The following is a 15357-nucleotide window of genomic DNA, read 5'->3' as shown; positions in this document are numbered from 1 at the left end:
GGCAAGGAGTGGGCGGGTTGCCAGCCGAATGCGGCGGGCTTGTGACGAGGGTGGGGCAGAGGCTATCGCGTCCCTTGGGCAAAACGGGAATCGGCATGGCGGATGGTGAAGGCTACAAGGCGTCGGCATCCGGCGCCAATGCGAGCAACATGCTGCGCACCGCCCAGCAGATCCAGTATCAGCTCAGCCAGATGGCCGATCAGAAGGCCTCGATGCTGATGGCCGCAACCTTCGTGATCTTCACGATTACGATCGGTCAGGCGCGCGACGGCAAGATGCCGGCATCGGCGTTGCTGGTGCTGGGCGGCTTTGCTTTCGTTTCGGCGATCCTGGCGGTGCTGGCGGTTTTGCCCGCGGTGGGCGCCAGCAAGGGTGGCCGGATCAACCTGCTGTTCTTCGGGTCGTTCAGCACGCTCGAAGAAGAGGATTATATCGAGCGCCTGCTGGCGACGCTGGAGACCGACGAGACGATGTTCCGCACGATGGCGACCGACATCTACCAGAATGGCAGGGTGCTCGCCCGCAAGAAGTACCGGCTGCTGGGTTATGCCTATCGCGTGTTTCTGGTGGGGCTGACGGCTAGCCTGATTACGCTGCTGGTCTATCGATTCTAGAGCCAGCCTGCCGTCCGATACCATTGCGCCGTGTCAGCCAGCCCCCGCTCGGTCCCCACCTCCGCCTGCCACAATGCCACTGGCGGTTGCGCATGCGGCGCGGCCGCCCAGTCCGGGTGGCAGAAATAAGCGACACGATCGGGGGTAAGCTTGGCTTTGCCGCGGCGGATCAACCGATCGGTCCTCGCACCCAGCATCAGCAGCCCCTTGGGAATCGGCAAGGGCAGCACGCGGCGGCCGACCGCGTGGCCGATCGCACGGGCGAAATCCTTTGTACCCCAGCCGCCTTCGCGGCCGTCATCGGGCTCATAGGTGCGGCCGAAGCTGGCTTCGGCGGCAAGACAGGTGAGAATCAGGCGACAAAGATCGGCGACGTGGATCACCGAAAGATTCCCGCCGGGCGGCAGCGGAACCAGCCGCCAGCGCGCCAGCCGGAACAGTTCGAGCATCTCGCGATCGCCCGGGCCGTAAATGGCGGGCGGGCGGATGATCGTCCAGTCGAGGCCGGCGGCGATGACGGGCTCCTCGGATATCGATTTGGACCAGCCATAGGTCGAAAGCTGCGGCTCTCGCGCGGCGAGTGAGGAGATGTGGATGAAACGGCGGATGCCTGCCTGCGCGGCCGCCTCCACCATATTCTCGGTCCCGACGATGTTGCCGTGGGTGAAGGCCTGCGTGTCGCCGTTGATGACGCCGGCGACGTGGATCACCGCGTCGCAATCCTGAACCAGCGCCGCGAGGCTGTCGGGACGATCGAGAGCGCCTTCGCTCCAGCTCACGCCTTCCGCTGCCGGCTGCGGCCGGCGGGTGAGCGCGCGGACCTCGTGGCCGGCCGCCACGGCCTGCGCGATCAGGTGCGACCCGACGAAGCCGGTCCCGCCCGTGATCGCGAGTTTCATCCCAGCAGCACCAGATGATCGCGATGCACCATCGCGGCCCGCGGCGCATAGCCGAGCAAGGAAGCCTGGGCATCGCTGCGCGTGCCGATGATCCGCGCGGCATCGGCGGCATCATATTCGGACAGGCCGCGCGCCACCGTGCCGCCGGCAGGATCCGCAATCTCGATCACATCACCGCGCGCGAAATTGCCGTCGACGCCGATGGCGCCCGCGGCGAGCAGACTCGATCCCGCGCGGAGTGCCACCACCGCGCCGGCATCGACCGCGATCCGCCCACGCGCGGTGAGGCGGCCGGCAAGCCACGCCTTGCGTCGTCCGGCGCCTGGCCGTGCGAGGAAGATCGTGCCGCGCCCATCGACGGCGAAAGCGGACAAAGGCCGATCACGCTTGCCCGAGACGATCGCGAGATGCGCACCGCCCGCCTGTGCGATCGCGGCGGCCTGAAGCTTCGAGATCATGCCGCCCGAACCCATGCCCGAATCGGAGCCCGAATCGGCCATCGCGCGGATCCGGGCATCGATCTCACGCACCTCGACGATGCGGGTCGCGGTGGGATCACGCGACGGATTGGCGGTGTAGAGGCCGTCGATATCGGACAGCAGGATCACGCCCTGCGCATGCGCCGCCTGCCCGATCCGCGCTGCAAGCCGATCATTGTCGCCGAAGCGTATCTCCTCGGTCGCGACCGAATCATTCTCGTTGATCACCGGGACGACGCCGAGCGCGAGCAGGCGATCGAGCGTGGCAGCGGCGTTGAGGTAGCGGCGGCGATCCTCCAGATCGTCGAGCGTCACCAGTATCTGCGCCGCGGTGATCCCTTGCGCTTGAAGCAGTTCGGCCCAGGCCTGGCTTAGCCCGATCTGCCCGGTGGCGGCGGCGGCCTGCGCGTCTTCGAGGCTGGCCCGGCCGCCCTTGGCCAGGCCGAGGCGGCGCGCCCCGAGCGCGATCGCCCCTGACGAGACGATCGCGACCTGCTGGCCGGCGCGAACCCGCTCCGCCACATCGGCGACGACGCCCTCCAGCCAGTCGCGCCGGATCGCGCCGGACGGATCGACCAGCAACGCCGAGCCGATCTTCACGACCAGCCGCGCGCAGGCGTCCGGTGCAAAGCGGGCGGCGATATGTAGGTCGTTCGACATGCGGCTCTCGCCTAATGCGTGCATGGCGGATTGGGAAGTTCGCGCCGCTTGCGAACGCTCTATCATCTGTTAGCTTTCCCGAGTCGGACTCACGAGGATGCGCCGTTCCAGGTGCACCCGGCTCCGGCGCAGGAGAGCAAGATGCATGTAGGGCTGGCGACGGGGTTCGCGCATCAGCGCGGCGATGCCTATCCGGACGGACGTTTCATCCGCGAAGAGCTGGAAAATGCCGTGCTGGGCGAGGAGCTCGGCTACGATTCGATCTGGATCACCGAGCATCATTTCACCGATTATTCAATGTGCACCAGCCCGCTGCAGGCTTTGTCCTATCTGGCCGGGCGGACCCGGCGCGTGCTGCTCGGTACGCAGGTGATCGTGGTGCCGTGGCACGATCCGGTGCGGCTGGCCGAACAGATCATCATGCTCGATCACATGTCGAACGGGCGCGCGGTGCTCGGGTTCGGGCGCGGGCTGGCGCGGCACGAATTCCAGGGCCTGCGGATCGATCAATCGCGCGCGCGCGAATTGTACGACGAGATATTGAGTATGGTGATCCCGGCGATCGAGACTGGGGTGATCGAGGGCGGCGCGACGTTCAACCAGCCGCGTCGCGAGCTGCGGCCGCGGCCGCTGCGCAGTTTCGACGGGCGCAAATTCTGCGGATCGTTCAGCGATTCGTCGCTCAAGGTCGCGGCTGAGCTCGGGTTCGGGCGGATGGTGCTGATGTTGCCGCAGCGCGGCCAGGATCTGCCCCCCGACGATTATGACCGCGTGTGGAAAGAGGTGCACGGCGCCGATAGCCGGCCGCCTGCACCGATCGTTTCGGGCCAATATTTCGTCGACGATAGCGCCGATCGCGCGCTGGAGTTGGGGGCGCTCTACACGAGCCACACGATGCGTGCGGCGGTCACGAATTACGAAATGACGAACCCCGACATCGCGAAGATCCCCGGCTATGAATCCTACGCCAAGCGGACGATTCCCGCCGACAAGGTCGAGGATGTGATCGAGCAGTTCGGCCACACCGTCATCGCCGGCACGCCGCAGATGGTGATCAAACGGATGGAGGAACTGAAGCGGGTCTACGGCCCGCAGGCCTTCCTGCCGCACGTCTATTTCGGAGGCATGCCGCAGGAGGAAGCGCTGCGCAGCATGCGGATGTTCGCGCGCACGGTGATGCCCGAAGTGAAAAGCTGGACCGCCGAAAGCTCGCTCGACAATGCGTTTTTGATGGCGGCCTGAACGAACGTCGCCTCCGCGCAGGCGGGGGCGACGGGCTTAGATCGGCGACCACGCCTCGGCGTCTTCCTTCTTCGGCTCCACCGGGCCGAGCAGGTCGACGAAATAATCCAGCGCCTCTTCCACGCCGGTCCCGGCCGCACCCGAAAGCAGCAGAACCTTTTCGCCCGACGCTTTGGCGAGCTTCTTCGCGATCTTGGCGACCTCCTTGGGATCGACGGCATCGATCTTGTTGAGCGCCAGCACCTCGGGCTTGTCGACAAGCCCCGCGCCATAAGCGTCGAGTTCACCGCGCACGACCCGCCAGGCCTCGACCGGATCCTCGCCGCTTGCATCGACCAGATGGAGCAGCACGCGGCAGCGTTCGATATGGCCGAGGAAGCGATCGCCGATGCCGGCCCCCTCCGCCGCGCCCTCGATCAGGCCGGGAATATCGGCGATGACGAACTCACGCCCGTGCCGGCTGGCGACACCGAGCTGAGGGCGGATCGTCGTGAAGGGATAGGCGCCGACCTTGGCGGCAGCGTTGGTGACCGCATTGATGAAGGTCGATTTGCCCGCATTCGGCAATCCGACCAGCCCGACATCAGCCAGCAGCTTGAGCCGCAGCCACACCCACATCTCCTCGCCCGGCCAGCCGGGACCGTGCTGGCGTGGGGCGCGATTGGTCGAGGTCTTGTAGCTGGCATTGCCGCGCCCCCCATCGCCCCCGCGCAGGAAGACCCGCCGTTCGCCCGCAACGGTGAAATCGGCGAGCACGGTCTCCTTGTCCTCGGCGATGACCTGCGTGCCGATCGGCACCTTGATGACCAGATCCTCACCGCCCGGCCCGGTGCAGTTGGATCCCGCGCCGGGCATGCCACGCTGCGCCTTGAAATGCTGGGTGTAGCGGAAATCGATCAGCGTGTTGAGATTGGGGACGGCTTCGAAGATGATATCGCCACCCTTGCCGCCATTGCCGCCGTTCGGGCCGCCATATTCGATGAACTTCTCGCGCCGGAACGAAACCGCGCCGGGACCGCCGCTGCCCGAGCGGATGAAGATCTTGGCCTGGTCGAGAAAATGCATGTGTATCGCCTACCCCACTGGGACGCGGATGCGAAGCGCGGCGTGCCGTTGGGGCTCTTTGAGAGTGAAGGAAGCGCCGGCAGGCGCCCAAATTCTATGCTGCGAGCGAGGCGACTTCCGCCGGAGGTTCCGCAACCCTCTCGCGGGCGAACAGCCGAGTCGGGACCTCACAGCGCCGGCCGAGGCTGTACAATTCGCTCACCGCGCCGGTCGGGCGGAAACCGAGCTTGGACAAGACGCGTCCCGACGCCGGATTGTCGATCGCATGGCACGCCCGCAAGCGCGGCAGCCGCAGACTAGCATCGGCCAGATCGACCACGGCGCGGCCGGCCTCGGTCGCGATGCCCTTGCCCCAGTGCGCGCGAGCGATCCAATACCCCAACTCGGCCTCGTCCTGATCGCCATTCAGCCCGATGCCGCCGACCAATTCGGCCGTATCGCGCAGGAAGACCAGAAAGCGTGGCCGGTGCGGCACCGGGGGCGAGGCCAGGAAGCTCTCGGCATCGCCCAGCGCGTAAGGCCAGGGCGCCCGCGCCAGATTGCGGATGATCGCTTCGTCACCGATCGCACGGGACAATGCCGGGGCATCCTCCGCCCAGCCGGGACGCAGCAACAGCCGCGTTGTGATCGCAAACATGATCGTACTCCCTGGGTCCATTTTTATCGCCGGTGCATGACGCTCCGGAGACAGCGCGGTTTCAGGGAGATATGAAAAAAGGGAGCCGGTGCGACCCGTCTCCCTGGCGGTCCATCGCGATGGACCTTCGGGTCGCCCTTGGGACGACCCGTTTTCACGTTCGTCCGTTTATTCGGCAGCTTCCGCCATGACGCTCACGAACGAGCGGCCGAGCTTGCCCTTGTGGAAGGACACGCGGCCCTCGACGAGCGCAAACAGGGTATGGTCCTTGCCCATACCGACATTGGTGCCCGGATAGACCTTGGTGCCACGCTGGCGAATGATGATGTTGCCGCCGATCACGGTTTCGCCACCGAACTTCTTGACGCCCAGACGACGCCCGGCCGAATCACGACCGTTGCGCGACGAACCGCCTGCTTTCTTATGTGCCATTGCTCTCTAGCTCCCGATCGCGCTCAGGCTTCGGCAGCCGCGGGTGCGGCTTCCGGAGTCGCGGCCTTGGCGGCCTTCTTTTCCGCCTTGTGATCGCCGATCGCGGTGATCTGCAGGACGGTATGATACTGGCGATGGCCGTTGCGGCGACGATAATTGTGCCGGCGGCGCTTCTTGAAGACGATGATCTTGTCACCGCGACCCTGCGCCAGGATTTCAGCCGAGACCGTCAGGCCTTCGACAGACTTCAATTCCGAACCATCGCCGGCAAGCAGAACGTCCAGCGTGACGGCTGCGCCGGCCTCGCCTTCAAGCTTTTCGACAATGATCTTGTCTCCGGGGGCAACGCGATACTGCTTGCCGCCCGTGCGCACGATAGCGAACATGGCCCTCATCACTTCCGATTCTGTAGATCGCGTAAACACACCCCACACGGGGGGTCTCTGCGAAAGACGGGCCACCTATGGGCAAATGGCGCGAGTGTCAAGGTCGACTCCTCGCGCCCGCAACCCCGTTACTGGCCCTGGCGGTTCAATTCCAGGAACCTGCGAAAACAGCCCGACTGGCCATAGCTGCCGGTGGGCGAACAACTGTCGGGCAAACCCTGACGGCTGACATATTCGAGCACCTTCGCGGTACCGGCCCAACTGCCGTCGCGCGCCGCATTATATTCCTTTTTGCGCAGCGCCTTGGGGATACGGTAGCGCTCGCTCTCAGGCTGACGCGCGCATACCACGATCTCGTCGGGCGCGCTGCGCGGGCACGGCTCGTCGCCATAGACGACCAAGGTCGAGATCCGCTCGGGCGGTGGCTTGTCGGCGGCCGACGCGACCGTGGGCGCCAGCAGCAGCACAGTGAGCAGGATGTATTTCATTGGCCCTTCTCCGTCACGAGCGATGACGCCGGCCTGAACGGAGCGGTCATTGCGGCTCGGGCAATTCGGCCCGCTCGGTCTGCTTGGCCTTCTTCTCGGCCCGCGAGGCGGCGATCTGATTCTTCAGGCAGGAGCTACCGCCTCCACCGCCGATATTGCTGCACGAAGCCGGTCCGGTGTTCACGCCGCCGACCGACGAGACCGCGGCGGCACGGCCGGGCTGTTGCGAGGCGGGCAGCGCTCCCGATCGCAAGGATTTCGGAATGCGGTAACGGTCGCCTTCGGGCGCACGGACGCAGATCGTGTTCGCCGGGCAAGGATCGTTGCCATAGACGATGAGCGAGCCACCACCGGCTTGCGCGAACGCACTTCCGCCGATGCCGACGGCCAGCGCCGCAGCCGCGGCAAACGAAACAAGCTTGATCATGGCCGTCACTCCTCCACCGCCCGAACGCGCAGGGCGGGTATCATATCCGTTCCGAAAGCCCGATCGCGACGCGGCAGCCGAGCCTGATCGCCGCCGAGAGCAAAGGATAAGCCGGGGCGCGCTCCGCACCCGCCGCAAGCGCGGTATCGAGATGCTCCACCTCCTCTGCGCGAAACTCGGTGATCGCTTCGGTCAGTTCGGGATCGCTATCGCCCAGTCGATCGATCTGTGCGCCATAATGGCGATCGATCTCGGTCTCGACCGCGGCGGTACACGCCATCGCCGCCTCCGCACCGATCAGCGCGGTCGCGGCGCCGAGCGCGAAGCCCGCGACGTGCCAGAGGGGCGCCAAAGCGGTCGGCCGCACGCGCCGTTCGCCCAGCATCGCATCGAAGCGCGCACGATGCCGCTCCTCCTGCGCTGCCATCCGTGCGATCGCGCGGGCGGCGGGATGGCGACTTCCCATCACCGCAAGCTGGCCGGCATAGATGCGGGTCGCGCCGAATTCGCCGGCCTGATCGACGCGCAGCATCGCCGCGCGCTCCGCGGCGCCGGGCGGGGTCAGCGACTCGGACGACGACATAGCGACAGCACGGCGAGGCCGCCCAGGATCGAGAAGATCGCGTTGAAGCCGGCAAGGCTGATGCCGAACATCGTCCATTGCGGCTCGTCGCAGCGGATGATCGGCGCGGACAGGATCGCCTTCAGCAGATCGGCACCGCTACCCGATACCAGCGCGGTGCAATGTTCGGGGCCCTTCCACAATTTATATTCGACGCCGGCGTGAAAGATACCGAGTCCGCCGCTGACGAGGACCGCGATGCCGGCCAATATGGTCAGCGGGCGGCTGAGCGGGGTCCTGGCAAGCAGGATGGCGAGCAGCGCAAGGACCAGCGCCACATAATGCGGGTAACGCTGCCACATGCACATTTCGCACGGGACCAGCCCGCCGATATATTGCGATCCGAGCGCACCGCCGAGCAACAGCGCCGGGATCAGCAGCGCGAGGATACGGGCCTTGGCGAGCATCAGGGCTTCTTCTTGACCGGCGCCGCCGGGATCGGCGCGGGCGTAGCGGCCGCCATCTGCGTCGCACCACCCAGGCGTGCAATCGTCTTGATCGCATAGTCGAGCTGGAAGTCGGTCACGCCGGCTTTCTTGAGACTATCGGGCGTCGCCGAGAAGCGCGGATCGGGAATCGCATCCTCTTCCAGGACGCCGTTGTCGACCTTGGCCTGGTTAAGCAGGTGGCGCTTGAGATCGGCTTCACGCAGACGCGGGCGCGATTTGTAATCGGGATCGTTGAGCTGCGGCACGATGATGTCGGGCTCGACACCGCCTTCCTGCACCGATCGACCCGACGGTGTGTAATAACGCGCGGTCGTCAGACGCAGCGCGGTCGTATCGGTCAAAGGCAGCAACGTCTGGACCGAGCCCTTGCCGAAGCTGCGCTCCCCCATCACGATCGCGCGGCGCTGATCCTGCAATGCGGCGGCGACGATCTCGGCGGCAGAGGCCGACCCGGCATCGACCAGCACGACCAGCGGCAGGCCGTGCGCGTCATCGCCGGGCTTGGCATAGTAACGCTCGATATCGGTCTTCTCGCGGCCGCGCTGCGAGACGATCTCGCCATGCGTCAGGAACGTGTCCGACACCTCGATCGCCTGATCGAGCAGGCCGCCGGGGTTCGAGCGCAGATCGATCACATAGCCGAGCGGACGCCCGCCCGCCGCCTTGTCGATCGCGGCGATCGCGTCGCGCACGCCCGGGCCGGTGACCTTCGAGAAGGTGTTGATGTTGATGATGCCGACATGATCCTTCAGCTCCCACTTGACCGCCTTGATCTGGATGATCTCGCGGGTCAGCGTAAGGTCGAAGGGCTTGTCGCGGCCGGGGCGGACGATCGTGATCTTGATCTTCGTGCCCGGATCGCCGCGCATCTGATCGACGGCTTCGTCGAGCGAACTACCATAGATCAACTTGCCGTCGATGTTGGTGATATAATCGCCCGGCTTGACCCCGGCCTTGTAGGCCGGCGTATCCTCCGTTGCGGCGACGACCTTGACGGCGCCTTCGTCCATCTGGACGGTGAGACCGAGGCCGCCGTAATTGCCCTCGGTCGTCGCTGTCATGTTCTTGAAATCGCGCTCGTCCTCATAGGCCGAGTGGGGATCGAGACTGGCAAGCATGCCGTCGATAGCGCCCTTGATCAGCGTCTTGTCGTCGACCTTGTCGACATAGTCCGCCTTGACCCGTTCGAACACGGCCATGAACTGGTCGAGTTCCTTGTAGCTGTCGACGTCGCTGGCCGCGAGGCCGGCGGTCACCGCGGGCAGGAGGGCCATGGCGGCGACCAGGCCTCCGGCACGCAACAGGGTCTTACGCATCGTGTGGGAATCTTTCATCGGAACGATCAATGTAGCGCCTGCCGTCCGCAAGTGAAACCGCCTTGCATGCGTGCGGCTGAACCCATCATTGCGCGGACATCCCCGCGACATCGACCGGACGGCCGTCGTGCCGCAGTTCGATCGTCAGCCGGCGCGCGCGCTCGCTCATCTGCCCGACCGCGGCGCCGCGCACGACCGGAACGCCGCTCTGCATAAGGGTATGATCGAGTCCGGTCAGCAGCGTCGTCCAGCCACGTCCATGGTCGATGATCACGATCCCGCCATAGCCGCCGAAGGCGCCGGCATAAGCGATGCGGCCGGCCGCGGGCGCGATCACCCGTGCGCCGGGCGCCGTCAGCAAAGTGAGGCCGCGCGCGCGCCATCCGCCGTCGATCCGCTCGCCCGTGCCGCTCACGACCATGCCGTGCGCGGGCAGATCGTAGATCGCGGCGGGCCGGGCGGCGGGTGTATCGGGCGGCGCGGGGAGCGTCATCAACCGTGCGCTTTGCGCCTTTTCGTAGCCGGAAAGCGCGACACTGCGTTCAGCAAGGATGCGGGCGGCTTCCGCGCTCGCCACCCGCGTGTCCGCCAATTGCTGGCGGACAGCGGCCGCTCGCGCCGCCACGATGGGGCGAACCGCTGCGAGCAAGGCATGGGTATGGATCAGATCGTCGATCGAACGCGGTTGCGCCAGCGCGAGAGCGGGCGGGCGAAGCGCGATTCGCTCGATCGCTGCCAGCAGGCGGGCGAGCGGGGCCTGCGCATCGCGCCACGCGGCACGCTGGGCGGCATATTGGCGATCGAGTTCGGCGACGCGGGCCTCGGCCGCCTCGGTACGACCGTCGGCCGAGGGGCCGGCCAGCGCGAGAGCGAGCGCCAGCAACATCAGCCTTCGCGATGATAGGGATGGCCGGCGAGGATGCTGGTGGCGCGCCACAATTGTTCGGCCAGCATCGCGCGCGCCAGCATGTGCGGCCAGGTCATCGCGCCGAAATTGAGCAGCAGGTCCGCATTCGCCCGTTCGGCATCCGCGAAGCCGTCTGCCGCGCCGATCAGGAAGCGCGCCTCACGCATCCCATCATCGCGCCAGCGCCCGAGCCGTTCGGCAAATGCGAGCGAGCCTAAGGTCTGGCCCTTTTCGTCGAGCATGATGGTCACCGCCGATGGCGGCAAAGGCGGCATGCGGCCGCCGCGATCGGGCAGTTCGGTCACTTTCGTCGGCCAGCTTATGCGGCCAAGATAGCGCGCGACCAGATCCGCCTCGGGCCCGCGTCCGATGCGGCCGCGGGCGAGGATATGGAGCAGCACTCAGGCGGTGCCGGCGGCCTCGACCGCACGCGGGGCGTCACCGAACGCCCACATCCGCTCCAGATTGTAGAAACTGCGCACCTCGGGGCGAAAGAGGTGGACGATGATGTCGCCGGCATCGATCAGCACCCAATCGGCGATCGGCATGCCTTCGACCCTCGGGCTACGGCCGGTCTGCGCCTTGATCTTCTCGACCAGCTTCGATGCCATCGACCCGACCTGGCGGCTCGAACGTCCCGAGGTCACGACCATGTAATCGGCGATCGAGGATTTGCCGGCGAGCGGGATCGACACCGTCTCGACCGCTTGATCGTCCTCGAGCGAATCGAGGACCATCCGATGGAGTGCGTCGATACTGTCGGTCGGATCGGCGGGGGGCTCGACAGCCGTGGGACGCGAAGCAGTGACGGGCAAGATACCTCCTAGGGAAGCAGACGACGCGACACGGGATCGCGCAATCCGTGGGTTTTCAGGGATGAAGGCCAGTCGGGCGACAGCGCGCGGACCCGCGTTGCGGAAGTGGGATCGGGTCGGAAGCGCAACAGCACGAGCGCCGGCGGACTCCAAATCGTCCATTTTTTCAAAGCGCCCCCGCGCCGGACGAAGCGCTTGAGCCACCCCATGGCCGGAGCCCTGAGAGCGAGACTATCATAACCCGGACGGGCGATCACGGCAATGGGCACGATTCGCGCGATCCTCCGCCAGTCGCGCCAGCGGTGGAACTGGGCGAGATTATCCGCCCCCATCAGCCAGATGAAGCGACGATGCGGGTAGAGCCGAACCAGCTTCGCAAGCGTCTCGGCGGTGTAGCGCGTGCCCAGCCGGGCCTCGATCGCGGTTGGCCGGATACGCGAATGACGCGCGACCGCATTGGCCGATGCGAGCCGCGCGGCGAGCGGTGCCATATCGTTCGCGCCGTCCTTGAGCGGATTGCCCGGCGACACCAGCCACCACAGATCCTCGAGTCCGAGCGCATCGATCGCGAACAGGCTGATCCGACGATGGCCGTTATGGGCGGGGTTGAACGATCCGCCGAGAATGCCGGTGGGGATCATGATGAGGGCCGACGTCCAGCCGATCGACACCCAGACAGAGACAGACGCGCTCGCCTCAAACCGTTTTCTTATCCTCAACCAGGATTTTGGTCATGACCGAAATGTATCGCCCGCCATCCCAATTCAAGGCCTGGTCTGACCAGTTCCCCGGACCAGCCACTTGTAGGTCGTGAGCCCCTCCAGCGCGACGGGGCCCCGCGCATGCAAGCGCCCGGTCGAGATGCCGATTTCCGCGCCCAGCCCGAATTCACCGCCATCGGCGAACTGGGTCGAAGCGTTCCACATCACGATCGCCGAATTGACCTCGTTGAGGAAATGCTCGGCGGCCGCAGCATCCCCAGTCACGATCGCATCGGTGTGATGCGATCCGTGCGCGGCGATGTGCGCCATCGCGCCTTCAACCCCGCCCACCAAAGCGACCGAGAGGATCGCGTCGAGATATTCGGTGTCCCAATCCTCGTCCGACGCCGGCAGCGCGCGCGGTTCGATCGCGCGAACATCCTGCGTACCGCGCAATTCGCAGCCGGCATCGGCCAGAGCAGCGAGCAAGGGCGCGGGATCGGGATAGGCGCGATCGATCAACAACGTCTCGGCCGCCCCGCAGACGCCGGTGCGGCGCAGCTTGGCGTTGAGGGCGATCGCGATTGCCATCGCCGGATCGGCCGCGCGGTCGACATAGACATGGTTGATGCCGTCGAGATGGGCGAGGACAGGCACCTTGGCCTCGGCCTGGACCCGCGCGACCAGCCCCTTGCCGCCGCGCGGCACGATGATGTCGATCAAACCGGTCGCCGTCAGCATCGCCCCCACCGCGCTGCGATCGGCGACGGGCACCAGCTGGATCGCATCCTCGGGCAGGCCGGCGGAAACCAGTCCTTTGACCAGGCACGCGTGGATCGCGCGATTGGTCGATCGCGCTTCGGATCCCCCGCGCAGGATCACCGCATTGCCCGCCATCATCGCCAGCGCGCCGGCGTCGGCGGTGACGTTGGGACGGCTCTCGTAGATGATGCCGATCACGCCGAGCGGCACGCGCACCCGCGACAGTTCGAGCCCGTTGGGACGCTCGCGGCGATCGATCGTCTCGCCGACCGGATCGGGCAGGCCCGCCACGGCTTCCAGCCCCGCTGCGACGCCTTCCAGCCGGACCGGATCGAGCCGCAGCCGATCGAGCATCGCCGGCGAAAGCCCGGCCGCGGTCGCGCGCTCCATATCCTCCGCATTCGCGGCGAGGATGATCGGCATATTGTCGCGCATCGCCTGCGCCGCGCCGCGCAGGGCCTGCGCCTTGATGGCGGTCGGCGCGAGCGCGAGGGTGCGGGCTGCGGCGCGCGCACGCTGACCCATGTCGGTGATGAGGGCGGAGGTATCGATCGGGGACGCGTCGGTCATGCCGCGCCCTAGCATGATTCGCGGCGTGGTCGACACAGGCTCTCGACGGCGCCTTTCGCATGCGTAACACTATGCGCATGACCGACGCCGACGGATTGGGGACCATCGCCAGCGGAGCGCTGCTCGCGCGCGAGATCGAGCGCGCGCATGCCGATCGGCCGGCGGTGGGGCATGAGACCGACGAACCCTGCGCCAATTGCGGGACCGAACGGATCGGCCCTTATTGCCATGCTTGCGGGCAGGCAGGGCATGTCCATCGCAATCTCGGTGCGCTCGTCCACGATATCGCGCACGGCGTATTCCATTTCGAGGGCAAGGTCTGGCACACTTTGCCCCTGCTCGCGTGGCGGCCGGGCGAGCTCACCCGGCGCTATGTCCGGGGCGAGCGGGCCAAATTCGTATCGCCGATGGCCTTGTTCCTGTTCTCGGTCTTCCTGATGTTCGCCGTCGTCTCGGGGCTGGCCGGGCACGGCAAATCCGCGAAGATCGCAAAGCAGGTCGATATCGGGATGGAGGCGGCGCAGGCGCGAACCAAGCTCGCCGATCTTCAGGCAAAGCTGCCCAAGGTGACCGATCCGGAGGATCGCGGCGATCTCGTCGAAAAGATCGCCGACGCCAAAGAGAAGGTTGCGACGCTGGAGGCGTTGCAGAAATCGGGCATCACCGATGGCACGACCGAGGCTGCGGGACATGAGGGCAGCAACAAGCTCAGCGTCGACACCGGCATCGGCTGGCTCGATTCGACGGTCAACCACGCCGCGAAGAATCCCGAGCTGCTGCTCTACAAGATGAAGAGCTACGGCTATAAATATAGCTGGGCGCTGATCCCCATTTCGTTGCCCTTCATATGGCTGCTGTTTTTCTGGCGGCGCGACGTGGGGCTGTACGATCACGCGATATTCTCGACCTACTCGCTGAGCTTCATGAGCCTCGGCGTCGTAGTGCTGAGCGCGCTCGGCAAGATCGGCCTGCCGACCGCGATCATCGTGCTGGCGGTGCTGATCATCCCGCCCTGGCACATGTATCGCCAGCTCAAGGGCGCTTACCTGCTCGGTCGCTTCGGCGCCCTGTGGCGCACCTTCGCCTTGCTTTTCATCACGACGATCACCTCGTCGCTATTCCTCGCCTTCCTGATCTACATGGGGACGGAATAGACGCCGCCGGGCGTAAGGCTCCGGCGGCGCGCTTCTCATTGCGCCGGCAACTGCCAGCGGATGCGATCGACGAAGTGCGCGGCCGCCGGCTTGCCGTCCGCGTCGAGCGCGGGCGTGAAGCGGGCGCGGCGCGCATAGAGGCGGCAGGTGGCTTCATCCAATTGCGTGTTGCCGCTGGATTTGGTGACCTCGCAACCCTGCACGCGTCCGTCGGTGCCGATGGCTACGCTGATCACGACCACACCGGTCGCCCCTTCGCGCAGCGATTGAGCGGGATAATCGTCCGACGTTACCCAACCGGCGCGGCCCGCACCGGGCTGGACGCCACGCGCCATGCTCGGCTTGGGCGGATCGGCCGGCACACGGGGCTGCTCGATGTCCGTAGGTGGTTTGGGTGGATCGACCGGGCCGAGCCTGATCGTGGTCACGTCCTGCAGGTCGGTCTTGACCAGAGTGTCGGTGCTCGGCGGCGGCTGATCGGTGTGTGCGGGACGAGGAGGCGGCGGGGGGAAATTCTTCGGCGGCGGTGGAGCCGTTTCCGGATAATTCTCGGCGATAGTCACGCCCGGGACACGCGTAATCACCGTGTAAGCCAGCCCGCTGATGATCAGGTAACCCAGCCCGGCGTGCAGAATCGCAACCGCCGCAATCGTTTTGGGCCGGTTGCGGTTGGTCTGGTCGAGATATGACATAGACGCTCCTCTCCGGGGCGCCGTGGAGGATTGGGACTGC

The 15357-nt window shown here is 66.1% G+C and carries 20 protein-coding genes; 3 read left to right on the top strand and 17 right to left on the bottom strand.

Annotated features, from left to right (window positions below):
- Positions 1 to 95: 95 nt before the first annotated feature.
- Complete coding sequence (locus tag AB4Z44_RS19460) at positions 96 to 614, top strand: Pycsar system effector family protein (protein WP_404711308.1); 519 nt, start codon at positions 96 to 98, stop codon at positions 612 to 614.
- Here the strand turns inward: AB4Z44_RS19460 and AB4Z44_RS19455 are convergent.
- Together AB4Z44_RS19455 and proB are read right to left on the bottom strand one after the other, a co-directional pair.
- Positions 611 to 1513 (bottom strand): NAD-dependent epimerase/dehydratase family protein, encoded by a 903-nt coding sequence (locus AB4Z44_RS19455; RefSeq protein WP_404711307.1) that lies wholly within the window; start codon positions 1511 to 1513, stop codon positions 611 to 613. The genes AB4Z44_RS19460 and AB4Z44_RS19455 overlap by 4 nt on opposite strands.
- Positions 1510 to 2652: a glutamate 5-kinase gene (gene proB / locus AB4Z44_RS19450; RefSeq protein ID WP_404711306.1), complete on the bottom strand. Its 1143-nt coding sequence runs from the start codon at positions 2650 to 2652 to the stop codon at positions 1510 to 1512. The genes AB4Z44_RS19455 and proB overlap by 4 nt, the downstream gene beginning before the upstream one ends.
- A gap of 141 nt (positions 2653 to 2793) precedes the next feature.
- Here proB and AB4Z44_RS19445 point away from each other — a divergent pair, with 141 nt between their 5' ends.
- Entirely contained in the window at positions 2794 to 3894 is a 1101-nt protein-coding gene (locus AB4Z44_RS19445; RefSeq protein WP_404711305.1) for an LLM class flavin-dependent oxidoreductase, read from the top strand.
- A gap of 36 nt (positions 3895 to 3930) precedes the next feature.
- Here the strand turns inward: AB4Z44_RS19445 and obgE are convergent, their stop codons facing one another.
- The 14 genes from obgE to AB4Z44_RS19375 form a co-directional block, all read right to left on the bottom strand.
- Positions 3931 to 4959, bottom strand: coding sequence for a GTPase ObgE (gene obgE / locus AB4Z44_RS19440; RefSeq protein WP_404711304.1), 1029 nt, complete (start codon positions 4957 to 4959; stop codon positions 3931 to 3933).
- A 94-nt stretch (positions 4960 to 5053) separates the two neighbouring features.
- Positions 5054 to 5596, bottom strand: coding sequence for a GNAT family N-acetyltransferase (locus AB4Z44_RS19435; RefSeq protein ID WP_404711303.1), 543 nt, complete (start codon positions 5594 to 5596; stop codon positions 5054 to 5056).
- A gap of 168 nt (positions 5597 to 5764) precedes the next feature.
- Entirely contained in the window at positions 5765 to 6028 is a 264-nt protein-coding gene (gene rpmA, locus AB4Z44_RS19430; RefSeq protein ID WP_404711302.1) for a 50S ribosomal protein L27, read from the bottom strand.
- Positions 6029 to 6051: 23 nt separating this feature from the next.
- Positions 6052 to 6414: a 50S ribosomal protein L21 gene (gene rplU, locus AB4Z44_RS19425; protein ID WP_404711301.1), complete on the bottom strand. Its 363-nt coding sequence runs from the start codon at positions 6412 to 6414 to the stop codon at positions 6052 to 6054.
- Between the two features lie 128 nt (positions 6415 to 6542).
- Positions 6543 to 6902, bottom strand: coding sequence for a hypothetical protein (locus AB4Z44_RS19420; RefSeq protein WP_404711300.1), 360 nt, complete (start codon positions 6900 to 6902; stop codon positions 6543 to 6545).
- A gap of 46 nt (positions 6903 to 6948) precedes the next feature.
- Entirely contained in the window at positions 6949 to 7329 is a 381-nt protein-coding gene (locus AB4Z44_RS19415; RefSeq protein ID WP_404711299.1) for a hypothetical protein, read from the bottom strand.
- Positions 7330 to 7369: 40 nt separating this feature from the next.
- Complete coding sequence (locus tag AB4Z44_RS19410) at positions 7370 to 7912, bottom strand: demethoxyubiquinone hydroxylase family protein (protein ID WP_404711298.1); 543 nt, start codon at positions 7910 to 7912, stop codon at positions 7370 to 7372.
- Positions 7891 to 8358, bottom strand: coding sequence for a disulfide bond formation protein B (locus AB4Z44_RS19405; RefSeq protein ID WP_404711297.1), 468 nt, complete (start codon positions 8356 to 8358; stop codon positions 7891 to 7893). The genes AB4Z44_RS19410 and AB4Z44_RS19405 overlap by 22 nt, the downstream gene beginning before the upstream one ends.
- Complete coding sequence (locus AB4Z44_RS19400) at positions 8358 to 9716, bottom strand: S41 family peptidase (protein ID WP_404711296.1); 1359 nt, start codon at positions 9714 to 9716, stop codon at positions 8358 to 8360. Before AB4Z44_RS19400 ends, AB4Z44_RS19405 begins: the two co-directional genes overlap by 1 nt.
- Positions 9717 to 9801: 85 nt before the next feature.
- Positions 9802 to 10602 (bottom strand): murein hydrolase activator EnvC family protein, encoded by an 801-nt coding sequence (locus AB4Z44_RS19395; protein WP_404711295.1) that lies wholly within the window; start codon positions 10600 to 10602, stop codon positions 9802 to 9804.
- Positions 10602 to 11024: a 23S rRNA (pseudouridine(1915)-N(3))-methyltransferase RlmH gene (locus AB4Z44_RS19390; protein WP_404711294.1), complete on the bottom strand. Its 423-nt coding sequence runs from the start codon at positions 11022 to 11024 to the stop codon at positions 10602 to 10604. The genes AB4Z44_RS19395 and AB4Z44_RS19390 overlap by 1 nt, the downstream gene beginning before the upstream one ends.
- On the bottom strand, positions 11025 to 11360 hold the full coding sequence (rsfS, locus tag AB4Z44_RS19385; protein ID WP_404714290.1) for a ribosome silencing factor: 336 nt from the start codon (positions 11358 to 11360) through the stop codon (positions 11025 to 11027).
- An 86-nt stretch (positions 11361 to 11446) separates the two neighbouring features.
- A complete protein-coding gene (locus AB4Z44_RS19380; protein ID WP_404711293.1) occupies positions 11447 to 12079 on the bottom strand; it encodes a nicotinate-nucleotide adenylyltransferase in 633 nt (210 codons plus the stop codon).
- A gap of 123 nt (positions 12080 to 12202) precedes the next feature.
- Complete coding sequence (locus tag AB4Z44_RS19375) at positions 12203 to 13471, bottom strand: glutamate-5-semialdehyde dehydrogenase (protein WP_404711292.1); 1269 nt, start codon at positions 13469 to 13471, stop codon at positions 12203 to 12205.
- 59 nt (positions 13472 to 13530) lie between these two features.
- On the opposite strand from AB4Z44_RS19375, the gene AB4Z44_RS19370 reads away from it, so the two are divergent.
- Entirely contained in the window at positions 13531 to 14625 is a 1095-nt protein-coding gene (locus tag AB4Z44_RS19370) for a DUF3667 domain-containing protein (RefSeq protein WP_404711291.1), read from the top strand.
- Positions 14626 to 14660: 35 nt separating this feature from the next.
- Here the strand turns inward: AB4Z44_RS19370 and AB4Z44_RS19365 are convergent, their stop codons facing one another.
- Entirely contained in the window at positions 14661 to 15317 is a 657-nt protein-coding gene (locus AB4Z44_RS19365) for an energy transducer TonB (protein ID WP_404711290.1), read from the bottom strand.
- Between the last annotated feature and the right edge of the window lie 40 nt (positions 15318 to 15357).

The organism is Sphingomonas sp. MMS24-J13, from assembly GCF_044905095.1.
Classification (GTDB): domain Bacteria; phylum Pseudomonadota; class Alphaproteobacteria; order Sphingomonadales; family Sphingomonadaceae; genus Sphingomonas_I.
This window is presented reverse-complemented; position numbering and strand designations above follow the sequence as displayed.